The organism is Chroococcidiopsis thermalis PCC 7203 (assembly GCF_000317125.1).
In the GTDB taxonomy this organism is placed as follows: domain Bacteria; phylum Cyanobacteriota; class Cyanobacteriia; order Cyanobacteriales; family Chroococcidiopsidaceae; genus Chroococcidiopsis; species Chroococcidiopsis thermalis.
On sequence record NC_019695.1, the window covers coordinates 4720148 to 4745926 of the forward strand.

Annotated in this window: 18 protein-coding genes, 2 pseudogenes and 1 riboswitch; of the genes and pseudogenes, 14 read left to right on the forward strand and 6 right to left on the reverse strand. The window is 44.3% G+C overall.

Translation table 11 applies throughout. From position 1 onward, the window contains the following. Positions 1-58: 58 nt before the first annotated feature. Positions 59-346: a tetratricopeptide repeat protein gene (locus CHRO_RS20430; RefSeq protein WP_015156124.1), complete on the forward strand. Its 288-nt coding sequence runs from the start codon at positions 59-61 to the stop codon at positions 344-346. Between the two features lie 14 nt (positions 347-360). Here CHRO_RS20430 and cimA read toward each other — a convergent pair whose 3' ends face one another. Beyond that, entirely contained in the window at positions 361-2019 is a 1659-nt protein-coding gene (cimA, locus tag CHRO_RS20435) for a citramalate synthase (protein WP_015156125.1), read from the reverse strand. Positions 2020-2113: 94 nt separating this feature from the next. On the opposite strand from cimA, the gene CHRO_RS20440 reads away from it, so the two are divergent. The 5 genes and pseudogenes from CHRO_RS20440 to ilvD all read left to right on the forward strand — a co-directional run bounded on the left by CHRO_RS20440 (position 2114) and on the right by ilvD (position 7389). Then, positions 2114-2452: a 2Fe-2S iron-sulfur cluster-binding protein gene (locus tag CHRO_RS20440; protein ID WP_041463354.1), complete on the forward strand. Its 339-nt coding sequence runs from the start codon at positions 2114-2116 to the stop codon at positions 2450-2452. Positions 2453-2591: 139 nt separating this feature from the next. Then, a riboswitch (TPP riboswitch) is annotated at positions 2592-2687 on the forward strand. Between the two features lie 94 nt (positions 2688-2781). Continuing rightward, positions 2782-3861, forward strand: a pseudogene (gene thiO, locus CHRO_RS34890) (glycine oxidase ThiO); the annotation flags it as partial. Positions 3862-4074: 213 nt separating this feature from the next. Then, positions 4075-4869, forward strand: a pseudogene (locus CHRO_RS34895) (glycine oxidase ThiO); the annotation flags it as partial. Between the two features lie 145 nt (positions 4870-5014). Next, positions 5015-5194, forward strand: coding sequence for a photosystem II assembly protein Psb34 (gene psb34 / locus CHRO_RS20450; protein WP_015156128.1), 180 nt, complete (start codon positions 5015-5017; stop codon positions 5192-5194). 509 nt (positions 5195-5703) lie between these two features. Beyond that, a complete protein-coding gene (ilvD, locus tag CHRO_RS20455; RefSeq protein WP_015156129.1) occupies positions 5704-7389 on the forward strand; it encodes a dihydroxy-acid dehydratase in 1686 nt (561 codons plus the stop codon). Positions 7390-7430: 41 nt separating this feature from the next. On the opposite strand, the gene CHRO_RS29900 is transcribed toward ilvD, so the two are convergent. Together CHRO_RS29900 and CHRO_RS20465 are read right to left on the reverse strand one after the other, a co-directional pair. Then, positions 7431-8075, reverse strand: coding sequence for an OmpA family protein (locus CHRO_RS29900; protein ID WP_015156130.1), 645 nt, complete (start codon positions 8073-8075; stop codon positions 7431-7433). Continuing rightward, positions 8072-8596 carry a hypothetical protein gene (locus CHRO_RS20465; protein ID WP_041462559.1) on the reverse strand — a complete coding sequence of 175 codons (525 nt, stop codon included), beginning with the start codon at positions 8594-8596 and terminating at the stop codon, positions 8072-8074. The genes CHRO_RS29900 and CHRO_RS20465 overlap by 4 nt, the downstream gene beginning before the upstream one ends. A gap of 264 nt (positions 8597-8860) precedes the next feature. Here CHRO_RS20465 and CHRO_RS20470 point away from each other — a divergent pair, with 264 nt between their 5' ends. After that, positions 8861-9763: a carbohydrate ABC transporter permease gene (locus CHRO_RS20470; protein ID WP_015156132.1), complete on the forward strand. Its 903-nt coding sequence runs from the start codon at positions 8861-8863 to the stop codon at positions 9761-9763. A 44-nt stretch (positions 9764-9807) separates the two neighbouring features. Here CHRO_RS20470 and CHRO_RS20475 read toward each other — a convergent pair whose 3' ends face one another. Further along, positions 9808-11415, reverse strand: coding sequence for a sodium:solute symporter (locus CHRO_RS20475; protein WP_015156133.1), 1608 nt, complete (start codon positions 11413-11415; stop codon positions 9808-9810). 484 nt (positions 11416-11899) lie between these two features. On the opposite strand from CHRO_RS20475, the gene CHRO_RS20480 reads away from it, so the two are divergent. Then, positions 11900-13492, forward strand: a complete 1593-nt coding sequence (locus tag CHRO_RS20480) for an iron uptake porin (RefSeq protein ID WP_015156134.1) — start codon at positions 11900-11902, stop codon at positions 13490-13492. Positions 13493-13755: 263 nt separating this feature from the next. Continuing rightward, entirely contained in the window at positions 13756-15213 is a 1458-nt protein-coding gene (locus tag CHRO_RS20490; protein ID WP_015156135.1) for a lecithin retinol acyltransferase family protein, read from the forward strand. 53 nt (positions 15214-15266) lie between these two features. Here CHRO_RS20490 and glcD read toward each other — a convergent pair whose 3' ends face one another. After that, positions 15267-16739: a glycolate oxidase subunit GlcD gene (gene glcD, locus CHRO_RS20495; protein ID WP_015156136.1), complete on the reverse strand. Its 1473-nt coding sequence runs from the start codon at positions 16737-16739 to the stop codon at positions 15267-15269. An 809-nt stretch (positions 16740-17548) separates the two neighbouring features. Between glcD and CHRO_RS20500 the strand changes: the two genes are divergently transcribed. The 3 genes from CHRO_RS20500 to CHRO_RS20510 all read left to right on the forward strand — a co-directional run bounded on the left by CHRO_RS20500 (position 17549) and on the right by CHRO_RS20510 (position 22722). Further along, positions 17549-17731, forward strand: a complete 183-nt coding sequence (locus CHRO_RS20500) for a penicillin-binding transpeptidase domain-containing protein (protein ID WP_041462562.1) — start codon at positions 17549-17551, stop codon at positions 17729-17731. A 209-nt stretch (positions 17732-17940) separates the two neighbouring features. After that, positions 17941-21615 (forward strand): chromosome segregation protein SMC, encoded by a 3675-nt coding sequence (gene smc, locus CHRO_RS20505; RefSeq protein WP_015156137.1) that lies wholly within the window; start codon positions 17941-17943, stop codon positions 21613-21615. 99 nt (positions 21616-21714) lie between these two features. Next, positions 21715-22722 (forward strand): PRC-barrel domain-containing protein, encoded by a 1008-nt coding sequence (locus CHRO_RS20510; RefSeq protein WP_015156138.1) that lies wholly within the window; start codon positions 21715-21717, stop codon positions 22720-22722. Between the two features lie 93 nt (positions 22723-22815). Here the strand turns inward: CHRO_RS20510 and CHRO_RS20515 are convergent, their stop codons facing one another. Then, complete coding sequence (locus CHRO_RS20515; protein ID WP_015156139.1) at positions 22816-24105, reverse strand: sensor histidine kinase; 1290 nt, start codon at positions 24103-24105, stop codon at positions 22816-22818. 652 nt (positions 24106-24757) lie between these two features. Between CHRO_RS20515 and CHRO_RS20520 the strand changes: the two genes are divergently transcribed. Continuing rightward, positions 24758-25441 (forward strand): LbetaH domain-containing protein, encoded by a 684-nt coding sequence (locus CHRO_RS20520; RefSeq protein WP_015156140.1) that lies wholly within the window; start codon positions 24758-24760, stop codon positions 25439-25441. Between the two features lie 85 nt (positions 25442-25526). Continuing rightward, positions 25527-25763 carry an LbetaH domain-containing protein gene (locus CHRO_RS20525; RefSeq protein WP_015156141.1) on the forward strand — a complete coding sequence of 79 codons (237 nt, stop codon included), beginning with the start codon at positions 25527-25529 and terminating at the stop codon, positions 25761-25763. Positions 25764-25779: the final 16 nt, after the last annotated feature.

Consider the following 25779-nt stretch of genomic DNA (forward strand, 5'->3'; position numbering starts at 1 on the left):
CCCCATACTTGAGAAAGATTGGCTGCAGCGTAACGAAGAGCAGAGATTAAGGATTGCCATGAAAGCTAACGAACTTTATCAACAAGGGCGCGATCGAGGTAGAAACGGACAATACAAAGAAGCATTTGACGATTTTACTCAAGCCATTAATCTCAATCCTGACTTTGCAGAAGCTTATATTTACCGTAGTCATGCTAGAACTTTAACAGGAGATAAACAGGGGGCAGTGACAGATTTCCAAAAAGCTATAGATATCTACAAAGCTAGAGGAAGAGCCGACATAGCTGATATGCTTCTAACACCATTACAGGCGCTAAAAAATGAAATTGAATGGGGTGACGAATAATCGCTAAATTTAGCCTAACTAGAGGTACTTAATACTGTTTCTGCCATCATATGCAACATCAAACCGTATTCCAATCCTTCTACAACTGCCTGATAGGAAGCTTCTAAAATATTGGGAGAAACGCCAACGGTCGTCCAACGCTGATGACCGTTTTTTGATTCTACTAAGACGCGGGTTTTTGCTGCCGTACCGCTGTGTCCGTCTAAAATTCTGACTTTATAATCGCTCAATTCAAACTGAGCAATTTGAGGATAAAAATTAACTAAAGCTTTTCTCAACGCCCTATCTAATGCTGCTACAGGACCATTTCCTTCAGCGGCTTCGAGAATATCTTGACCGTTAACAGTCAGTTTAACAGTGGCGAGGGCATTAGTATTCGTTCGCCCTTCAACTAAATCGCAGTGAACTTGAAAGCCTTTAATTTCAAAAAAATGCTGTCGCTTACCTAAAGCCTCGCGCATGAGGAGATCGAAACTAGCTTCGGCAGCTTCAAATTGATAGCCTTCACTTTCTAATTCTTTCAATCGTTGCAGAATTTGCCGCGCTGTAGGGTTATGTTTATCTAATTCAATGCCAAAAGTACGGGCTTTAGCGACAACATTGCTAATTCCTGCTTGGTCAGAAATCACAATCCGGCGGCGGTTGCCGATTTGTTCTGGTTGGATGTGTTCGTAGGTGAGAGGATTGCGTTCCACAGCCGAGACGTGGATACCTCCCTTATGGGCAAAGGCAGAACGCCCCACAAAAGGCGCGTGTTCGTCAGGGGCAAGGTTGACAACTTCGCTGACAAAACGACTAACTTCAGTTATTTGAGGCAGTTGCGCGTCAGCAAGGCATTGGTAGCCGAGTTTGAGCTGTAAGTTAGGGATGAGAGAACAGAGGTTTGCATTCCCGCAGCGTTCTCCATAGCCATTGATCGTCCCCTGCACCATCTTCGCCCCTTCCATCACAGCCGCGATCGCATTGGCGACAGCTGTATCGGAATCGTTGTGGGTGTGAATGCCTAAAAGGGGTGTGGGGTGTGGGGTGTGGGGTGTGGGGAATTTTTGAATAAATAAGGCTACGTTGCGGACAATAGAACTAACTTCATGCGGGAGAGTCCCGCCGTTGGTGTCGCACAGGACAAGCCATTCTGCTCCAGAGGCGATCGCGGCTGCTAGCGTTTTTAAGGCATAATCGCGATTGTGTTGATAGCCATCAAACCAGTGTTCGGCATCGTAAATGACTCGTCGCCCTTGGCTGCGAAGGTAGGCAACTGTATCGCGAATCATCTCTAAATTTTCTTCCAGGCTGCACTTTAGCCCTTCTGTAACGTGGAGATCCCAAGATTTACCAAAAATTGTCACCCAACGAGTCCCAGCAGCCAAAATCGCTTGCAGGAGTGAATCTTCAGCCGCACTGACATGGGGACGACGGGTAGAACAAAAAGCAACGACTTCTGCTTGTTTGAGGGGTTCTTCCTTCAACTGCCAGAAGAATTGTACGTCTCTGGGATTTGCCCCAGGCCATCCACCTTCGATAAAGGGAACGCCCAATTGGTCGAGTTGGCGGGCAATGCGTAATTTATCCTCTAAGGATACAGACAAGCCTTCACGCTGCGTACCGTCGCGCAGGGTTGTATCGTAAATCCAGATCTGGTTTGGGTTGGAGGCGAGGGGTAATGCTTCGGTCATAGGGAAAGAACAAACACAGGAAAGCTCGAACTCTAGAAAGCGATATTCTGATTTTAGGTAGAACTAGATGGTGGAGTCGCTAGCTAACATGGATATGGTAAAGGTAATTGCTCAAGGTAAAACAATTGAATGCGATCGCGGCGCTAACTTACGACAAGTCTTGCTTAAGCATGACATTGAGTTGTACAACGGTGGCGCTAAAGTTATCAATTGTCACGGTATTGGCAGTTGCGGTACTTGTGCGGTGTTAGTCGAAGGCGAAGTTTCCGAACCAAATTGGCAAGATAAAACCCGTCGCTCCCTTCCTCCCCATTCTCCCACGCGCAACCTAAGGTTAGCGTGCCAGACAAAAGTTTTAGGTGATGTAAAGGTAACAAAATTTGACGGCTTCTGGGGACAAGGTACGGAAATTGTGTGGAATTCGGAATTATAGAAAGTGAAAGCTGAGGGGTTTATTGATGGAGATGATCTGCGTTTTTCCTGTCGATGTGTTATGTAGCGAACTACTATGACAATAGGGATAACATGAGAAGCTATGCACATTTTCCGCTTATCCGCGTGCTAGGATAGTCAACCATAGCTAGGGGTGTCTGGGGAACCAGGCTGAGATAGTCCCTTAGAACCTGAGACTGGGTAATACCAGCGGAGGGAAGCTGTTTATGAGAACTCGAGATATATACAGAATGGCTGGCGAAGCATTGCAGGTAAAAGCGATCGCTCAATTTCTCGCCTCTTGCCTAACTCACAAATGACAAATGACAAATGACAAATGACATTTTAATTATTGGTGGCGGGGTCGTTGGTTTGGCGATCGCCGTTGAGTTAAGATTGCGCGGTGCATCTGTCACTTTACTCTGTCGCGATTTTCATGCTGCGGCAAGTCATGCAGCGGCGGGAATGCTAGCGCCTCAAGCCGAGCAAATCCCTCCAGGGGCAATGTTAGATCTGTGTTTGCGATCGCGATCTCTCTACCCCGAATGGACGCGCAAGCTAGAAGAAATTAGCGGTAAGCCAACAGGTTACTGGGCTTGCGGCATTCTCGCGCCTGTTTATGAAGATGTAGGGGCGCGCGGCTGTGCGCCCCTACAAGAAAATAATTCTTCCCCCGCTTACTATCTCGATAAAGAGGCAATCCACCTCTATCAACCAGGATTGAGCGAAGCAGTTGAGGGCGGTTGGTGGTATCCCGAAGATGCTCAAGTCGATAATCGGGCTTTGAGTTTGGCTTTATGGTCGGCAGCAGAATCTTTGGGCGTAGATTTGCACGATGGAATTGCTGTTGAAGGCATTTTACAGCATCAAGGGCGAGTTATTGGCGTTCAGACTGCCAGTGGCAACTTCTCAGCCGATCGCTATATCCTGGCATCTGGTGCTTGGTCGTCAGAGTTGTTACCCTTACCCGTGCGCCCGAAAAAAGGGCAAATGTTATCGGTACAAATACCAGATAGCGATCGCGCTGATGCGATGCTCCAGCGGGTTTTGTATGCCCCAGATGTCTACATCGTACCGCGCCGCGAACGCCGCATTATTATTGGTGCTACCAGTGAAGATGTAGGATTTACCCCTTACAATACTCCAGCGGGAATTCAAGCTTTACTGCAACGAGCTATTCGGATCTATCCCCAGTTACAAGATTATCCAATTCGCGAATTTTGGTGGGGTTTTCGTCCTGCGACTCCTGACGAACTACCCATTTTAGGAAACAGCCCTTGCTCGAATCTTACCTTAGCCACTGGTCACTATCGCAACGGCATCCTCCTCGCACCCATCACTGCCAAGTTAATTGCTGACTTATGGGAACAAAAATTAGATCCTTTGCTAGAGAGTTTTAGTTATTTGCGGTTTATGAGAGGGAGTTGGGAGTCGGGAGTCGGGAGTCGGGGAAGGGGGACAGGGGAGACAAGGGAGACAGGGAGGACAGGGGGGACAAGGGAGACAAGAAAGAATCATTACCAATTACCAACTACCAACTACCAATTACCAATTACCAATTACCAATTACCAATTACCAACACTTCACAAATGCAAACCTTAGATCTATCACAGCAACAATCCCTCGATCGCCCTTTAGTTATTGCCGATCGCACTTTTTCTTCCCGTTTGATGACTGGTACTGGTAAGTATCGCAACGTAGAAGAGATGCAGCAAAGCGTGGTTGCTAGCGGTTGTCAAATTGTCACCGTTGCTGTGCGACGAGTGCAAACAAAAGCACCTGGACATGAAAATTTAGCCGAGGCTTTGGATTGGACAAAGCTGTGGATGTTACCCAATACTGCTGGTTGTCAGACGGCGGAAGAAGCAATTCGCGTTGCTCGTTTGGGGCGCGAAATGGCGAAGGTTTTAGGACAAGAAGATAACAATTTTGTCAAGTTAGAAGTGATTCCCGATCCAAAATATTTGCTGCCCGATCCGATTGGAACTTTACAAGCAGCAGAACAATTGGTGAAGGAAGGTTTCGCTGTATTACCTTACATCAATGCCGATCCAATGCTGGCGAAACGGTTGGAGGAAGTCGGCTGCGTGACTGTGATGCCTTTGGCTTCTCCAATTGGTTCTGGACAAGGATTGAAAACAACGGCAAATATTCAAATCATCATTGAAAATGCTGGCGTACCAGTGGTGGTAGATGCGGGAATTGGCACGCCTAGCGAAGCCGCGCAAGCAATGGAGTTGGGGGCAGATGCTTTACTGATTAACACGGCGATCGCCCAAGCTAAGAACCCTCCTGCTATGGCACGCGGTATGAAACTAGCCACCGAAGCCGGACGACTCGCCTACCTCGCCGGACGAATACCAATCAAAGATTACGCGATCGCTAGTTCCCCTCTCAGCGGCACTGTCACGAGCTAAAGCGGCTGTTTCCCCGACTCCTGTACGGGCGCACGGCTGTGCGCCCCTACTCCCGCATATGTAAATTTTCTTAACTAAAGTAGGAGAGTATTTCTACCATTTTTTGTTACAGTTAAGCAAAGCAAAAATAGAAAGGACTTGATTCATGCCCTATACCACCGAAGAAGGCGGTCGTTTAAATAACTTTGCTGTAGAACCCAAAGTTTACACGGCAGAACCACCAAGCAGTACTCAGAAGCGTAACTATATTATTGGTGGCGTTGCAGGTGCATTTTTGGTTGTGGCTTTAGTATTCGTTGCTGTGGCGGTCTCTAGCGCCAGTTAATATTAAGAGTTTTTGACAATTTAACCATTAGTTTTTCGCCAAATACCCGACGATTGCGATCGCACCTACTATACAAGGTGAGAGAGCTAAGCAGTAAAGAAGTATTTGGGCGAAATTTTTGTTTTTGGTTCCAGTATAGCAGAAACCAAACCTCAACTAAATTACTGCCAACAGCTAGCAAGCAGTATTTAAAATTTATTTATAGCTACTTCAAAGACTGAGGACTGTAGTGCGATCGCTGCTTTTTTACCACTAGTTCAGTCAACAATCGCTGTTAATGTCAATTCAAGCAGGCAAACTTTTTGCCTTGCCATTTAACTCACTATCCTTGTCGAGAGGAAGAAATTTAGTTAAATTTCCGCTCTCGACATTACTATTATGTAACTTTGCTGTGAATATCAGTATCTGTCTGCGGCATGATTAAATCGTAAGAAGTTCTGTTACCAAGTCCAATCTTTTTTGCGACAATACAAACTCTGCCCCTACGATCGCATCCCCAAGGATAGAAAATGTCGGACAACCTCAGAAGTCAAGTCGTTACCCAAGGCGTACAGCGATCGCCTAACCGCGCTATGTTACGGGCTGTCGGTTTTGGCGATGCAGATTTTACTAAACCCATCGTTGGTATTTCTAACAGTTACAGTACCATCACTCCCTGCAACATGGGAATTAACGAGCTTGCCCAACGTGCTGTAGCCGGAGTGCGAAACTCTGGGGGAATGCCGCAAATGTTCGGTACGATTACCATCAGCGACGGCATTTCGATGGGAACGGAAGGGATGAAATATTCCCTCGTATCGCGGGAAGTAATTGCCGATTCAATTGAAACTGTCTGTAACGGACAGAGTATGGATGGAGTCTTAGCGATCGGCGGTTGCGATAAGAACATGCCAGGGGCGATGATTGCTATGGCGCGGATGAATATCCCAGCAATATTTGTCTATGGTGGAACAATTAAACCCGGAAACTACAACGGTAAAGATTTAACAGTTGTCAGTGCATTTGAAGCTGTAGGACAATACAGTGCTGGCAAAATTGACGAAACAGAATTAATCGAAGTCGAACGCCGTGCTTGTCCTGGGGCTGGTTCCTGTGGTGGAATGTATACGGCAAATACAATGTCTTCTGCGTTTGAAGCAATGGGGATGAGCTTGCCCTATTCTTCCACAATGGCAGCGGAGGATGCAGAAAAAGCCGAAAGTACGGAAAAATCAGCTTTTGTTTTAGTTGAAGCCATTCGCAAACAACTTTTACCCCGTCAAATTCTCACTCGTAAGGCGTTTGAAAATGCGATCGCGACGATCATGGCTGTGGGTGGTTCTACCAATTCTGTTTTACACCTGCTGGCGATCGCCCATTCAATAGGAGTAGAACTCACTCTAGATGATTTTGAAACTATTCGCGCCCGCGTTCCAGTCCTATGCGATCTCAAGCCGAGTGGTAGATATGTAGCAACAGACTTACACAAAGTCGGCGGGATTCCCCAAGTGATGAAAATGTTGCTCGTACATGGTTTATTACATGGCGATGCGTTGACAATTACCGGACAAACCATTGCTGAAGTTTTAGCTGATGTCCCCGATACTCCACCTGCAAACCAAGATGTGATTCGTCCTTGGGAAAATCCCCTTTATGCTGAAGGACACTTAGCTATTTTGAAGGGAAATTTGGCTACAGAAGGTTCGGTGGCAAAAATTACAGGGGTGAAGCTACCAAAAATTTCGGGTCCAGCGCGGGTATTTGAATCCGAGGAAGCCTGTCTAGCGGCAATTTTGGCAAAACAGATCCAAGCAGGTGATGTCATCGTCGTGCGCTACGAGGGACCTAAAGGTGGTCCTGGAATGCGAGAAATGCTAGCCCCTACTTCGGCAATTATCGGCGCTGGCTTAGGAGATTCGGTGGGATTAATCACTGACGGGCGTTTCTCAGGTGGAACATACGGTATGGTCGTCGGTCACGTCGCCCCAGAAGCCGCTGTAGGAGGTGCGATCGCCCTGGTGCAAGAGGGGGATACAATTACCATCGACGCTCGTTCCCGTAGCTTACACCTGCACGTATCGGATGAAGAATTAGCCCAACGTCGCGCTAGCTGGAAACCCCGCCCGCCACGGTATACTACAGGCGTGTTAGCAAAGTATGCCAAGTTGGTATCTTCTAGCAGTCTCGGTGCTGTGACGGATCTGGGTCTGGGTTGATATCGAAGCGAATTCTTAAAGCGGATGGCAGAGGACAAAACCTACGATCGCGAAATGATTACTTGAACTCTGCGATTTGTCCGCTGTCCTTCTAGATTGTCCGAACCGTCTGGATTCACATTTGGTGCGGCAGGTTGGCTCTCGCCATAGCCTTTAGTCCGCAAGCGTTCGGACTCTATGCCTTCCTTGCTAGCAAGCCACTGGGCGATCGCAGCAGCGCGACGCTGGGATAGCTTCATGTTATACACATCGCTGCCTTTCGAGTCTGTATAACCGTTGACCTGCACCATAACACTACCGGATTGTTGAATCAGGCGAGCTAACTTCTCTAACCTTGGAACAGCATCGGGACGAATATTAGCTTTGTCAAAATCAAACAGCACATCAGCTGGCAGATCGATAATTGTTTCCGACTCTGTAATACGACCATCCAAGTCAGCAACCAGTCCTTCCAGATCGCTAACATCACCTGTTAATTGACTACCGGAATCCGGAAAAGATGAGGCGCGTTCTCGTTCCTGCTTCAACGGCTCCGGTTGTACTTGCGCAGTAGCAAACTGCTGTACTTGTTTCGGATTAACTGACTCAGCAGTAGAAGCATCACGAGATTTCTCGATCGGCTCATTGCAACTTGCCAACATCATCGCAGAAACGCTGAAAGCCGCTTGGAGGAGAACGTATTTCATGGTCGTACCGATATACCGTCGTAAGGACCTACATCGGGAATGTTAATCGAAATAGTCTTTGTTCCGGCAGGCGGTGCAGGAAACTTAAACCACGCCACCTTAGACTTTTCGACGCTAGAAAAATTTCCCAAATCCACGATTGTTTTGTCCCTCTTTCCCAACGGCGATGCCAAGTATTGACCGGATTCATCTTTAAGCACGCCATAGCGTTTTGCTGTCGCATCATCAATATAGCTAACTTGCTGAATCGGCATCTCGACATTGCGGGTGTATGCACTGGTTGGGTTGCGATAGAGCAGTTCGACAGTGAGAATTTTTCCAGTGATGCCAGCACGCACGAGGTCAACTTCTAAACCCCCTGGTCCCGATCGCGTCTGGATCGGTTTAGGCTTCGAGTCCTTACTAAGCGTTATTAACAATGTTTTAGCTGACGCTGAAGTTATACTTGCAAGCTGGACACCTGTAGAATTTTCTGGCTCTTGAGCAGCCGCAACACTCGGCTGAGTTGCTCGTGCGTTCAAAGTATCTATTTGACACCCACAAATACTAGTAGAGAATATTAGGCAAGAGACTGAAATAACCTTGCATGTTTTCATAGTAATATTTCCGTTGCCTTAGATATCAATACAACCTACACTGATTCAAGCCATCCAACCGTCGTGTTTAGCAGCGACCAGAAAATTATAAATGAAGCGAGAAAACTTTTACACGTCCGCTATCTACTTGCAAATCCTATTCGAGTAACACTAGAAACATCGAAAAGCTCTGATTGCCACTACAAAGCAATGACCATGCAGAAATCCGTTCCCATTAACTGGACGTTAATTCAACAGCGCCTCACTCCATACTTATTTTTACTACCAGCACTGCTCGTTCTGGGGTTAACGGTCTTTTATCCTGCCCTTCAAGCATTTTACTTGAGCTTTACTCGTTACGAATACGACATAACCCAAGCACCTGAATGGATTGGCTTGGCTAACTTTGAGCGTTTGTGGCAGGATAAAGTCTTTTGGCAAACTTTGGGAAATACAATATTGTATTTGGCGATCGCCGTGCCGATTTTGGTTGCAATTCCTTTGATTTTGGCGATTTTAGTTAACCAGAAACTACGAGGAATGCACTGGTTTCGCGCTGCCTATTACACGCCTGTGATTATTTCTATGGTCGTAGCAGGGATTGCTTGGCGGTGGTTATATGCTCAGAATGGATTGCTAAATCAATTATTGAAACAAACTGGAATTTTAACTAGTGGTATACCCTGGCTGACTAGTCCCAGATTTGCCCTTTTTAGCGTCATCGCGGTGACAGTGTGGAAAGGACTGGGATACTACATGGTGATTTATTTAGCTGGGTTACAGTCGATTCCAGCAGAATTATACGAAGCTGCTGCGATCGACGGTTCCGATGGCGTGCGCAAACACTGGGATGTTACAGTGCCATTAATGCGACCTTACTTAATGCTAGTAGCTGTCATTTCTGCCATTTCCGCCACCAAGGTTTTTGAAGAAATCTACATCATGACCAAAGGTGGACCCCGCAACAGTTCTAAAACTATTGTTTATTACCTTTACGAACAAGCTTTTGGCAGTAGTTTAGATATTAGCTACGCCTGCACGATCGGTTTGGCAATGTTTTTAATCATCTTGGTTTTGTCAATTTTGAATCTGAAACTGTCGCCGAAGAATTAGCAGTGTAGAGACGTTACATGTAACGTCTCTACTTTTTCTAGCGATTAACTAACGACAAAGGGACTAAAAACAACCCAAAATACCAAGACGATCGCGGCGAGGATGAAACTCGACCTAACATTGAGATTGTGCGATCGATGCGAACCAGCAAACTTCTCCAACTCTGCATCTGAGTGTTGGAAGATTTCTAGTTGTCTCTGGTTTGGTGCAGCACTGGTTAAACTGACAAGTACCAAAATGGCAATAGAAATGACAAACAGCAGAATCGCGAAGTGTAAGAAATTGATTGTGGCATAGGCTACCAAAGGTCGCCAAGTTATCCAACCTGCTTTTACGGCGATTTCGGCGATAAATCGAATTGCACCCAAAATAAAACCAGTAATTAAGGTATTGAAAGCTGCCCTACCAGTAGCGCGTTTCCACAATATCCCCATCAAGAAGACAGCAGCAATCGGTGGCGAAACGTAGGCTTGGACTGACTGGAGATAGACGTAAAGCTGATTGCTCATCAACCCGATAAAGGGGAGCCATAGCAAACCAGTCACTACCAGTAGAATAGTCGAAATCTGTCCGGCTCGCACTAACTCGCGATCGCTTGCTTCTGGTTTCCATTTTTGGTAGAAGTCCATCACAACTAGCGTGGAACTACTGTTAAAAACGCTGGAAAGAGAACTCATCAACGCTGCCAGCAACCCAGCTACCACTAATCCTTTAATTCCAGGCGGGAGGAGATTATTCACCATCGTGGCATATATCCGGTCTGGTTCTACATCGGGAAACAGAATTCTCCCGGCGATCCCTGGTAAGACAAGGATAAATACAGGTAGAAGTTTTAAAAATCCAGCAAAAATTGTCGATCGCCTTGCGACTTCAATATTAGGTGCGGCAAGGGTGCGTTGGACGATCATTTGATCTGTACACCAATACCACAAACCTAAGATGGGTGCGCCGAATAAAATTCCCGTCCAGGGAAAATCGGGATGATTGATGTCTTTCCACAAACTAAAGAAGTTGGGATCGACTTTTTGATACAAAGCACCGAAACCACCCACATCAATAATTGCTGTTGCAGTTAAGAAAATTCCGCCGCCAATCAGAATAAATGCTTGGAAGAAATCAGTATAAATTACTGCTCTCAAACCGCCAAAAATTGTATACGCACCCGTAGCCACAATCAAGGCGATCGCACCTAGCCAAATATTCCAGCCTAAAATTGTTTGCAGAACGATCGCCCCTGCATAAACCGCGACGCTAATTTTTGTAAAGACATAAGCAATTAATGAAATTGCGGATAGATAGGTACGGCACTGACGATTAAACCGCCTTTCTAAAAACTCCGGCATTGTAAATACACCAGTGCGGAGATAGAACGGCACGAACAGCCAGCCTAATAGCAATAGCATAAAACAGGCAATCCATTCAAACTGCCCTACTGCTAGACCAGAACTAGCGCCGCTACCTGCTAATCCAATGAAGTGTTCGGCAGAAATATTGCTAGCAAATAGACTCGCACCAATTGCTGCCCAGCCAATACTTCCACCGCCCAAAAAATATGATTTGCTAGTCGCTAAACTTTTCTGACTCGACCAATAACCAATCGCCGCTACACCTACAAAGTAAGCAACGAGAAACACGATATCTATAGCAGCCACCGTCTTCTCCTACAATTTTTAAATTTCTTAACTAAACGTTGAACGAAAAGTTTTGTGAAGAAAAATTAAGAAGTAGGTGCGGGAATGCTCCGAGCGCCTACTTCCTGGTTTTCTCGTAGTTTGTCGATCCCTAGCCGCAAAAAGCTGTAATTTTCAGTGAAAACTAAATTTTGTTTAATTGTTATCAGTCGTGGGTTAGATATTTTCTTAATACCCAAAAACTCCTAATAATTAATCGTAGAAATAATTTGTGCTTTCTAGCAAATTAATTTAGAATTTGTAACCAATTTCTTGAATTTTTCTTAAGTCAATCCAAACTCATCCGTAAGATATATGACTGTAGCTAGATGCTCGATGATATTCTTAATTTATTAAGATGTAATGCTGCTAAAAAACAGCTATTGTTGAGCCTAAAGGTTTTCTCTTTAGACTAAATAAAAGCAGGGTAAAATTTTTTGTAAAAAATAAAGTGAGTGGCGAACGGATGAACACAAAATTGCCGCACGCTAGATTGTTTCTGGCTGCGAATTTAGTAGCGGCTTTAGTAGGAATGAATGCGGAAACTACCTTAGCATTGCCGCTAGAAAATAGTATGGCTCAAGTTACGTCAGTCTCTCAACTATCAGACGTGCAACCGACAGATTGGGTATTTCAAGCATTGCAATCTTTGGTAGAAAGATATGGTTGTATTGCGGGATATCCCGATGGAACTTATCGAGGAAATCGTGCTTTAACGAGATATGAGTTTGCAGCAGGATTGAATGCTTGTTTAGATCGAGTCAACGAACTAATTGCTACAGCTAGTGCAGATGTAGTGACGAAAGAAGACTTAGCAACATTACAACGTTTGCAAACAGAATTTAGTACGGAACTGGTAACTCTGCGCGGTCGAGTTGATAGTTTGGAAGCACAAACAGCAGAATTAGAAGCAAATCAGTTTTCGACAACGACAAAACTTAATGTCAGTTTAATTACAGCAATTACAGATACGTTTGGCGATCGCATAGCTGAAGATGAGGACGATTCTAATACGATATTCGGCTATCGTTCGCGGATGAATTTTGAAACGAGTTTTACCGGACGAGATTTACTACGGACTCGTTTGGAATTTGGTAACTTTGGCGATATGGAAGACGTGTCGGGTACGAACATGACACGGCTTAACTTTGATACAAATACTGAGAACGATGTAACTGTACCGCACTTGTTATATCGTTTCCCCGTGGGTTCCAACCTCACCTTTACTGTAGGTCCCGCCGGAGTTGGTTACACCGATATTACAGATACTCTGACTCCTCCCAGCATTGCCGATGATAGCCGAGGTATTCCCTCTCTGTTTGGCGAATACAGTCCCCTGTATCGTCGCGGTGGTGGTGGTGCGGCGGTGAATTGGGAGATTGCCGAGAGTTTAACTTTGACTCTAGGATATTTAGCTGGTAGTCCCAGCGATCCTGGTGATGGTGCTGGTTTATTTAACGGTACGTATCACGCCTTAGCACAACTTGCTGTAGATGGTGATTGGGGTGCGGCTGGAATTGCTTACTCGCGCAGTTATAATCCGGCGGGAGTCGTGGATCTCACTGGTAGTACGGGGAGTTTGTTGGCTAGCGAACCATTTGGAGACGATATTGCGACATCCGCAGACATCTTTGCTTTTCAAGGGTTTTATCGCTTTTCACCCAAGTTTCAATTACATGGTTGGGTAGGTTACATCAGTGCGAGTGCTAATGGTTCGGGTTTGAGTGCGATCGCCGATGGTAGTGGAGGAACTATTGCTAGTACTGTTGAAGATGGGGATAGTGCAGATCTTTGGTATGGTGCTGTGGGTTTAACTTTCCCAGATGTGGGGGGTGAAGGTAATTTACCGGGGATTTTGGTTGGTTTACCTCCTAGAGTGACAGATAGCGACGTGCGCGATGAAGATGACACTTCATATCATGTTGAGGCTTTTTACCGTTTTCAAGTTAACGATTATATTTCTGTGACTCCGGGTTTTTGGGTAGTATTTAATCCTGAAAATAACAGCGATAATAGCAATCAATATGTTGGGGTAATTCGGACGAGTTTTAATTTTTAATCCCAATTTGCTGTTTGACTACGCCGCAGAAGATCCCCCCAACCCCCCTTTTTAAGGGGGGCTATATGAACCCGTCCTTTGAATATGATATGGTGATAAAGAATTTTTGATAGATTAAAATTGTCACGCAAAGACGCAAAGGCGCTAAGAGAAATCTTGGTGTCTTTGCGTTTTTGCATGTTAATTGTTAGTGGCTATTTATTTTGTGGGAATACTGGATAGAGGTGCGATCGCATCTTCAATATTTTATTTTAGTGTGAGTTATGGCAAAAGGGGATCATATCTACATTAATTGTGGTAATTATACTCATCATGGAATTGATTGCGGTGATGGCACAGCTATTCACTACATAGGTGAATCGATGCAAGGTGTCATTTCTCGTACTTCTATGGATGCTTTTACTTCTGGAAAGCAATTATTTACTAGGCAATACGAGATTTGCGATTTGCCAGAAATTATAATTCAACGAGCTGAAAGCCGATTAGGTGAAGATAGATACAATCTTCTCTTTAACAACTGCGAACACTTTTCTAGTTGGTGTAAAACTGGCAAACATGAAAGCGAACAGGTAAATAGCGCTATAGCTATTGCAGTTGACATTCTGAAATTTGGAGTTTCATTTATGAATAATCAGACTATGAATACAGTAAATGCAACATTTGTAATTCCTGAAGAAATTGCTTTTGGGATAAATGATGGAACTTTAGAGCGGGTTGGAGGTATTATTCGTGATACTCAAACTAAGCAAGTTGTTGCTTGGCTACGCGAATCAGTTTCAGAATTTTCAGGATCTTTACCGCTAGGTTCTGTGGCTAGTATCCTAAGTTTAGGAGTGTCTACACTCAACTTAGCAATTTCAGTCATGGGATTTACTATGGTAGCAAATCGTTTGAACGAAATTGAAAAAAAATTGCAGCAAACACAAGAAATATTATTAAAGTCAAATCAAGAACTTGCGAGTAAAATCGATCTCTCATTCTACGCAAATTTTTATGCAGCACTAAATTTAGCAGATAGTGCTTTTACCATGAGTAATCCTGACAACCGAAGAATTAGTGCAATGCAAGCTATTAATCGATTTTTAGAAGCTGAGAAACATTATAGTTTCTATGCTATGAATGCGATTGAGCAAAGTCTTAGAGTTGCCGAACAATACCTTTTAACTTTATCTTTTACTTATATTGCAGAGGCACGTTGCTATCTTGAGCTTGAAGAACCAATAGTAGCACAAATGCGATTACAGAAAGGTTTAGACACTTTGCGTCCGTTGGTTGAAAAATATGTTAATACTTTACTAACATCTAATCCAGCAGCTTATTTACATCCTAGTTTGAGCGATCGCATCACTTTACGCAAACTAACAGCAGTTTATCAATGGTTAGATCCTATCAAGAATGAAAATACAGTATTTCAATCTCAGCGTGAAAACTTTTTCAAAATAGCACAAAGTTCTGATTCTTGGGTGAAATCTCTCCCTGATGCTGTTTTGGCATATGTAGAGGATAAGAGTGTTCCTAAGATTTATACAGACTTACCTAAAGTTATGAACAGAATTGAAGCTATGCTCGAAACATACAATCGAATTAAAGCATACCAGTCAGAAGTAAAAGCGATCGCGCAACTTGGAATTAGCTTTCAAGATTGGCTGAAATTAGCACCTGCTGAGGCGAAACCAGAAAAAGCAGAATTAATGTATATTATTCCATCTGCTCCACTTTAATCCACCAACTCATAGCCCCCCTTAAAAAGGGGGGTTGGGGGGATCTCGCGGATCTAAAATCTCTCAACTGAGGCAAACTCTTTAATATCAGTCATCTTGGCTGCTTCCCCACAAGTACGAGGAGTCGGAAAGATCTTGCCGGGATTAGCTAAACCTTTGGGGTTAATCGCCTCCCTGACATATTGCATCGTCTCCAAATCTGCTTCAGAAAACATCTCGGGCATAAAACATTTTTTATCTGCACCAATGCCGTGTTCGCCGGAAATACTACCACCCACTTTAACGCAGAGTTTGAGAATTTCTCCCCCTAATTCTTCTACTTGATGCAATGCCCCTGGTACGGAATTATCGTACAAAATTAATGGGTGAAGATTCCCATCACCCGCATGAAATACGTTCGCAATTTGATAGCCATATTGCTGACTCAAATTTTCAATTTCTTGTAAAACGTAGGGCAATTGAGTACGCGGAATCACCCCATCTTGAACGTAGTAATCGGGGCTGAGATGTCCGGCAGCGGCAAATGCTGCTTTGCGTCCTTTCCACAATTTGAGGCGCGTTTCAGGATCGCTAGCCGTAGTAATTCCCCTTGCACCATTTTTCAAACAAATATCGCTAATCAGCTGTTTAGTTTCTGCGACTTCTACAGCTATGCCGTCAATTTCTACTAACAAGATTGCCGTAGCATCTCTGGGATAACAACCCGTGGCAACAACATCTTCTACAGCATTGATGCTGAGGTTATCCATCATTTCCATCCCAGCCGGAATAATTCCCGCACTGATGATGTCTGAAACCGCTGCCCCTGCTGCTTCTACGCTGGTAAAGTCGGCAAGCAAGACGCAAATTGATTCGGCTGATTTGAGAATCCGTAGCGTAATTTCGGTAGCAATTCCCAACGTACCTTCAGAACCGACAAATACGCCTGTAAGATCGTAACCCGGCATTTCTGGTACTTGTCCGCCCAAATCGACGATCGAACCATCGGGGGTAACGACTTTTAAGCCTAATACGTGGTTGGTAGTGACACCATATTTAAGACAATGTACCCCACCGGAATTCTCAGCAACATTCCCGCCCACCGAACAGATAATTTGACTGGAAGGATCGGGGGCGTAGTAAAATCCATCACCGCTGACTGCTTGCGTCACCCAGTTGTTAATCACCCCTGGCTGTACCACAACTTGCTGATTTTCCAAATCTACGCTGAGGACTTGCCGCATCATCGAGGTGACGATTAACACGCAGTCTTCTATTGGTAATGCCCCACCAGATAAGCCAGTACCAGAACCACGGGCAATGAAAGGAATATTGTGGCGATCGCAAATCTTTACAACTTCTGCTACTTGTTCTGTCGTTCTTGGCAACACGACAACTGCGGGGCGCTGGCGATAACTGGTTAGTCCGTCGCACTCATAAGTAATTAATTCCTCCCGACGCTGTACCACGCCATTTTTGCCTAAGACTGCTTCAAATTTTTTAATAATTGTCTTCCAGTCACGCTGCTGCTTGTCTTGGATTAGCATAGGGAATTCTCGCAAATTAAATTTATTTTTAAAACTGCTGGATACTGCAACTTAAAGATTGAAACTTCAGTGATGGCGGATAAAAAGTATCGCTATGTTACTTAATTTGGATTGACTCCCTGCGATCGCCCTCTCCAATATTGTTACAGAAACTACAACCCTTGAAATTATCTAAATTCATCTTTGTTACAATTTTTTTTGTAACTTCGACTACTTTTCTATTCTCACTTGCCAAGAGCTTATTGACAAGCGAAGCAAAAGTCAAAAGTCAAAAGTCAAAAGTCAAAATTGAGGAGTCAGAAGTCATAGGGGCGATCCTTAGCAAATAAGCTGGCAAATGGGGCTAGAAATCTCAGTCAAAATCCGCCCGTACAAGAGTCAGAAGTATTCCACGCACCAAACACCAAATCGCTACTCACTCATGACCAATTAAGCCAGAAGTCAGAATAACGGGGTGTGTGGGTATTTGTGGATTTTGCAGATAGTCAAATATCATTTCATCGTTAAATTCAACAATATCGATAGTTGAGTGAGAGATGAATTTATGAGCAAATCATGCAATTTTTAATTATCTGTACGGAATATATTTAGACGGATTTATGAAGAACAATACATTAGTAGGGGCGCACAGATGTGCGCCCCTACCGATCGCGTATTGCATCTCAATGAAAACTATCATTGGTTAAATGTGTTCATATTTCCGGCTGAATGTTTCATCCAAAGATTGTATGTCTTGGTGCTACAAATACCTCACATTCTTGATGTTAGCGATCGCCTTGTTGCCGTTGACACGGTAATCGAGACATTAATTGAGAGGAAAAACGGGTTGGGGATGGGACTTTACACCCCAAGTAGGTTGGTATGTAGGCTATTTAGAACGAGGCGATCGCGTTTACTTTTTCGCCCTCAGTATGGACATTAATAAACCAGAGGATGCCAAAGCAAGGATTGCAATTACTAAAAATATCCTGCGTAGTATGGGTTTACTTTGAACAGTTATCAGTTATCGGTTGACAGGGAACAGTCACCTCTTACCACGCACTTTGTAGAGACGTTACATGTAACGTCTCTACACTACGAACCGACTCCCGACTCCCGACTCCCATTAGAAACTGTAGCCAATTGAATAATCTATGCTAACCTGTTGGGCATCCTGACTTTGATACACTTGTTCCTCACACTCCTCTACTGACCAGCCTACATGGTTCATGTCAAGCGCGTAGAACTCACCAACTTCAAGTCCTTTGGTGGCACGACGAAAATTCCTTTGCTACCAGGATTTACAGTCGTTTCAGGTCCCAACGGTTCCGGTAAATCTAATATTCTGGATGCTCTCCTGTTTTGCCTCGGTCTAGCAAGTTCCCGGGGAATGCGGGCGGAACGCCTACCCGATCTTGTCAACCACGACAAAGCCACACGCGGAAAATCGGCAGTAGAAACGCTAGTGACGGTGACTTTCGATTTAGAGGGAGCGCTTAGCAGGGAGCAGGAAGCAGAGGGGACAAAGGTTAATGGAAATGGGAATGGGAATGGGTATTATGTTGAAGAGTTAGAGGACAAGGGAGACAAGGAAGACACGGTAGACACGGGGGAAGAAGAACCCCTCACTCCTCACTCCTCACTCCTCACCTCTAATGAATTAACAATTACGCGCCGCTTACGAGTCACTCAACAGGGTTCGTATACGTCAACTTATTACATTAATGGTTCTACCTGTACTCAAACTGAGTTGCACGAACAACTAAGTCAGATCCGCATTTATCCTGAAGGCTACAACGTCGTGCTGCAAGGGGACGTGACGAGTATTATTTCCATGCACTCGCGAGAACGGCGGGAGATTATTGACGAACTAGCAGGGGTAGCGAATTACGATCGCAAGATTATCCAAGCAAAAGAAACCTTAAATGAAGTTAAAGACAGGGAAGACCGCTACCGCATCGTTGAAACTGAATTAATTACCCAGCGCGATCGCCTGTCTCACGATCGCATCCAAGCTGAGAAATATCAAAAGCTGAGAATAGAATATCAGCAAAAGCAGCAGTGGGAAATTGTTTTAGTTTGGCGATCGCTGCAACAGCAACAAGAAAAGTTGGTGGCGGAAATTCAAACGGGCGATCGAACGCTGGCTGAATTAACGACTCAACTTACTACCCTCAACACCCAAATTCAGCAGGTAACGGCAGAATTAGACGCACTCAACGCACGAGTGAAGACTTTGGGGGAAGAAGAACTCTTATCTCTGCAATCAACTCTAGCCACCCAGGAAGCCGAACGGCGACAGTTACAAAATCGCCAAAGAGACTTGACAAATGCTTATGAAAATGCCGGAAATGCTTACACGCAACAACAGTTAGAAATTCAACAACACCAAAATTCTCTGGTGCGGTTGCAACAACAGCAGCAAGAAATCGTTGCTCAACTTTCTAGCCTGCGTCAACAACGGGATGAGGCGCAACAAACCTTAGAAGCAAGTCGTACCGAAGCTAGTGCAGTCGCTGATGCTTCTGATGCTTGGGTACAACAACAAGCCGCGCTTAGCCGCCAAGTTGAATCTCTGCTGCAAACTGTAGAACCCCAGCGCACCGAACAAGCGCAATTAAAAGAGCGATCGCATCAATTAGAAAAGCAAATTCAAGAGCAGACTGGGTTAATTCAAACTTTAGAGCCAGAGCTGGCGACAAAGCAAACACAATTAACTGAAATAGAAACTCAATTATCGAGTCAAATTGAGCAAATTCAATCGTTAGCCCAATCTTTAGCTGCGGCTGAAGCCGAATTGCAAATTCAGCAGCAAACTCAAAATCGCTTACTTCAAGAACAACGAGACAAACAGCGCCAGTTGGATAAGTTGGAGGCGCAGTCTCAAGCCTTGCAGGAAACTCAAGGCACTTTTGCCACAAAAATTTTGCTGCAATCAGGTTTAAGCGGGATTTGTGGTTTGGTAGCCCAACTCGGGAAAGTCGAACCTCGGTATCAACTAGCTTTAGAAATTGCAGCGGGGGCGCGGTTGGGACAATTGGTGGTAGAGGATGATGGCGTGGCGGCTTCGGGGATTGAGATCCTGAAGCAAAAACGAGGGGGGAGGGTGACGTTTTTACCCCTAAATAAAATTCAAGCCCCGCGATTTTCGCCTGCTTCGGGGTTGCGCTATGCCAATGGTTATATCGACTATGCAATTAATTTAATCGAATGCGATCGCCGCTATCAAGATATTTTTGGCTATGTTTTTGGTAGTACGGTTGTTTTTGCCGATTTGCAATCAGCGCGTTCTCATTTAGGGCAATATCGGATCGTCACCTTAGCAGGAGAATTGTTAGAAACTAGTGGGGCGATGACTGGGGGTAGTATCAGCCAGCAAAATTCCAGTTTGCATTTCGGTACGAGCGATGCTACTGAATCCCAGGAAGTTATAGAGTTAAGAAATCGCTTGCAAGAAATCGATCGCATTTTAGCTCGGTGTGGTGAATCGATTGGTAATTTGGCAGCTAAAACTAAAAATCTATCTCAAGAATTAACAGAAGCGAAGACCAAACAAAGAGAAAATAATCTCCTGAAGGAGCAATTACAAAAAGAAATTCGCAAGCTAATTCAACAAGTGGAAACTGGGCAATCGCAACTAGCTCAGAACACAAAACAACTATCTACGGTACAAGCTAGATTAGAGACTTTAGAACGAGATTTACCCGCACAAGAAGAACAATTACAACAATTGCGCCAAGCTTTAGTGGAGTTAGAACAATCTCAAACTAACAGTCAATGGCAGCAAATTCAAGCCGCAATTAGACAGCAAGAACAGGAATTACAAACTAGAATCGAGATAGTTCGTAACGCCGAACAGCAATTGAAAGACATAGAAAATCAAACTCAAAGATTGCACGAAAAAATTCAAGAATGCGAAGTGCGATCGCGAGATTACCAACAACAGCAACAAGAAAATCAAGCGCAGCAAGCTGCTGTCAATGCTCAATTACAGGAAATTGGCGAACATTTAAAGCAGATCCATACATCCTTGAAAGAAATCGAACAGCGGATGACGGCGGAAAGACAAGCACGCGATCGCGCCGAACAACAGCTGCGAGAATTGCATTTAGATCGACAACAGGTAGAATGGCAACAGCAAAAGTTGCAAGAAACGCAAACATCGCGGCGAGAAGATTTAGTTAACTTACAAGCACAGATTCAAATCCAAGCCGCAGAAATGCCCGATCCCCTACCAGAAGTACCAGATAAGGTAGATTTGGAACAATTGCAGAAAGAATTGCGATCGCTTGTCAAGCGGATGGAAGCAATGGAACCTGTCAATATGTTGGCGTTAGAAGAATACGAACGTACTAACGCTCGCTTAGAAGAATTGAGTCAAAAATTATTGACCCTAGAAGCCGAACGCACTGAATTGTTATTGCGGATTGAAAACTTTACCACCTTACGCCAACGAGCATTTCAAGAAGCTTTTGATGCGGTGAATGAAAACTTTCAATCTATTTTCGCCACCCTATCAGATGGGGATGGATTTCTGCAACTCGATAACCCAGAAGATCCATTTACCAGTGGACTTAATTTAGTTGCACATCCTAAAGGTAAACCCGTGCAGCGTCTCGCGTCTATGTCGGGGGGAGAAAAATCACTCACGGCGCTGAGTTTTATCTTTGCCCTACAACGGTATCGCCCATCACCTTTTTACGCCTTTGATGAGGTAGATATGTTCCTAGACGGGGCAAATGTGGAACGATTAGCTAGAATGATCGAACAACAGGCTAAACAAGCACAGTTTATTGTCGTGAGCCTGCGCCGACCCATGATAGAATCAGCCGAACGTACAATAGGAGTAACGCAAGCGCGAGGAGCTTACACGCAAGTTTTAGGCATCAAATTGTAACCCTCAGACAACTTTGGTTGAGGATTCCATCATAATAGTATCGATCGTTAGAAAGTATTAACCGTTAACCCTGATTCGAGATCGGGACTCCGCAAAGCAATGACCTCTGAAAACACTATTAAACGCTCCGACATCTTAAATACAAAGGTGATCGCGGATGATAACGCCAAAGTATTAGGAGTTGTCAGCCAACTATGGGTAGATATCGATCGCAGGGAGGTTGTAGCTCTTGGTTTGCGAGACAACCTGATCGCTTTTGCTAGCGTACCGCGTTATATGTACCTGAGCAGCATCAGCAAAATCGGCGATGTGATTTTGGTGGAGAACGAAGACGCGATCGAAGATATTGATGTAGAGATTTACAGCAACTTAGTTAATTGTGAAGTCATTACAGAAACAGGTCAACCCTTGGGGCGGGTGCGTGGCTTTACATTTAACGCTCAAACAGGCAAAATTTACTCCCTAATTATCGCTTCGCTGGGTTTACCCCAGATCCCCGACCAGGTAATTAGTACTTATGAATTGCCAATTGAAGAAGTTGTTAGCAGTGGACCCAATCGGCTAATTGTATTTGAAGGTGCTGAAGAAAGAATTAATCGTCTGAGTGTTGGGGTGTTAGAAAGGCTTGGTATTGGTAAAGCACCTTGGGAGAAAGAAGAAGACGAGTACTATACTCCCACAGCAGTGCGACCGGAAAACCAGCTAGGAAGTGGCGTACCGTTGCAAGCACCAAAAGCCCAACCTTTAAAGACAACTCAACCTGCGGTACAGGAAGCCTGGGATGAGGATGAATACGAGTATGAAACAGTCCAACCTCGGATCGAACAGCAGCCATTACGCCGCCAGCAGTACGAACCCAACAGATACGATCGCGATTTAGAGGAAGAAGAAAACTGGAGTGAAGCGTCGGGAAGCGATCGCTATACGCCTGCACCTCCACCCCGCTACCCCGAACCCCAGCCGTTTGAACCAAAGCCATACACAGCACCGAAAGATTTGGATGACGATCTCGACGGTGACGCTTGGGGAGAAGATGAGGAACCGCAGCCTTTGAATATTCCCAAGAAAATCAAGCAACCAGAATACGAAGAAGAAGGCGGCTATTAGGAAAGTCAAAAGTCAAAAGTTAAAAGTCAAAATGTAATTCATTATCTAAATGTAGAGGCGTTACATGTAACGTCTCTTCGTTTTTTATGCGATTTACGCCTGAGCATCTAGTGGTAGCAACACGCGAAAGCTGCTACCAGCACCTAATCTACTGCTGACTTTTATTTCACCTTTGTGCTGTTGGACGATCGCTTGTGCGATCGCTAGCCCTAAGCCTAAACCGTCTTTTTCAGATTTAGCTGCATCGGCTCGCCAAAAGCGCTGAAAAATCAGTGGTAGAGAATCTGGTGGAATACCAATTCCCGTATCTTCGATCCGAATCACGGCAAATCGTTGCTCTTGTTCTAAAAATAACGCCACTCTTCCCCCGTCGGTTGTGTACTTGAGTGCGTTATCTAAAAGATTAGAAAATAAGCGGCTGAGTTTATGGCTGTCGCCTTTCACGACTATACCAGTACGTAAATGTGGGGTGAACTGAATTTGCTTACTTTGAGCTTGTGGTTCAAAGCGTTCGACTAAATCTTGCAGTAACTCTTCTAAGCGAATCGGTGCAAAGTTAAAATCGCGATCGAGGCGATCGCTTGCGATATTTGCCCTAGATAAAAATAGTAAATCTTCTACTAAATGAATGATTTGCTCGTTGGCGCGATCGATAATTGCTAACTTTCTCACCTGAGTTAAACTTAACTCTTCTGGACTATTACGTAACAAATCTACTGTAGTACTAATCGCCGTTAGGGGATTGCGTAGTTCGTGCGCTACATCTCCGGTAAAGTGTTTTAATCGCCTTAAGTTACGTTGCATTGGTTGGAGAGTGAGCCAAGTTAAACCAATACCGCTAATGCTACTTAATAGTAATACTGTAACTCCTCCCACAATCAGACCCGATCGCAGTTGATCTAACTTCCAGATCAAATCTTGAGTAGACTCGCTAGCGCGAATATATCCTTCTAAGCGTAAGGTGGTTTTATCTCGATCTTCGGTATAAACAGCAATAGAAAAAGTCCGAACTTGTCCTTGTTGCTGTAGGATTGGAAAGCCCTCTTGTAAACCATCAACTAAGGCTTGCGACAATGACGAATTAGCAAAAAATTTTCCCTCTTTCGCTAAGAGCTTACCTTTAGGATTAAACCATTCGAGGCTTTGATTGTGGCGAAATAACTCTTGCCAAGGAAGTTCATCATCTAATCTTTGAATTCCTCGGCTTTTGATGATTCGCAAACTAGGAATAGCAGCTTCAGCCAAAATCTGTAAGCGATCGTTTAACTGTTGCTCTAGACTACGGCTAAAAAAGATATAAATAGCTGTACTAGAAGCGCCAAATATAGCGGACATTACTAATAAATAAGTTAGTAAAAATAGCCAGCGTAATGATTGAAACATTGAATAATTATGCTTACCTCAACTCAATTAGATATCGCTCTCAATTTTTAGAGAAAGTGAGATGCGATGTGTTTTATTTCAACTTGAATCGTACATGAGAATAGTGTAAAAAAGGTAATAAAACAGCGACTTCAATATTACATTACGATCGTGAACTTAACATGAAGACTTTATGAGAAAGCTCTCATTTTTTCATAACAAGGCTTCAGTTATCTACTGCTTCCGTTGAGCCACGGGAGACAAATTTTTTCAAAACTACGCAACAAGAGATCCCCCCAACCCCCCTTATTAAGGGGGGTTGGGGGGATCTCATTTAGTACAGAGATAAACAGAATTAGTATAAGTCTGTCATGAGTTATTGGTTATAAAGTCATTGATAGTTCTTCAAATGAACTACGGCGTAGATGAGAAAGTGAGATGTCAGAACGCTGAGATACTTGCCTTGGTTCAAATGCCGTGTCTGTAAAGTACATGAGACGAGAAAAACTCAACTAGCGAGATTCTCCGCTTGGCGAGATAAAGCGCTTTTTCACCTATTCTCAACTTTGTCTCAACTTTGTCACTTTTTTATTCCAGGTTTATTACATTTATTGGTTTAACTTATGACATGCATAAGGAAATTCCCAAGTCAAACCACGAAAGAGGTAATCCCATGAGCAACATCTTCTCTATCAAAAGCGATCGCACCCAGCAGTCTGCTAACGTTCACGCTAATGTGCTGGCATCCTTCAATCAAGAACAAAATTCGCCAAAAATCGACTTTACCACTTACATTCACCCTCTAGCTGCCGTAATTGGTAACGTTTATCTTGGTAAGCGAGTCATGGTAGCTCCCGCAGCATCAGTACGAGGTGATGAAGGACAACCGATTTGGGTAGGAGATGATGTCAACGTACAAGATTGCGTAGTGCTTCATGCTTTAGAAACTCACGTCAATGGTGAAATGGTGCATGAGGCTGTCGTAGAAGTTGAAGGTAACTTCTATGGAGTATACATCAGCGATCGCGTTTCCCTGGCGCATCAATGTCAAGTCCACGGTCCAGCCAGCATTGGTACTGATACTTTTGTCGGAATGCAATCTTTAGTATTTCGAGCCACAGTCGGCAATAACTGCGTTATCGAACCCAAAGCTTTAGTCATGGGAGTTAATATCGCCGATGGCAGATACGTCCCCGCAGGTTCTCTGATTACTACACAAGAAGCTGCTGACAACTTACCCTTAATTACTAACGAATATCCCCTCAGATTCCTCAATCAAGCCGTGGTTCACGTCAACACGCAGCTAGCCACTGGCTATCAAGGCATTGGTAATGCTGAGCAATTGAAAGCAGCATAGTTAAGAATTCGGAATTCGGAATTCGGAATTCGGAATTGATCCCCTACGCACTACTCACCACGCACCACTCACTACTCACTTCACCATGACACCCAAACTGAAATTAGTTACCACCAACGGTCAAGCAGCATCGCGTCAACCACTGTCTATGGCTGTTGGCATTCCCAATCAAAAACATATCCCTGCTGGAGCAATAATTACTAGCCAGTCAGATGTAGAAAGTTTACCCATTGTTGCTCAGAGTCACCGCTCTCAAAATAGCTACCGTCAAATTAACTCCTGTCAAAAAGGCAAACACCCTCTGCTAAAACTTGTTGCCTAAACACTCACCCTGCAAG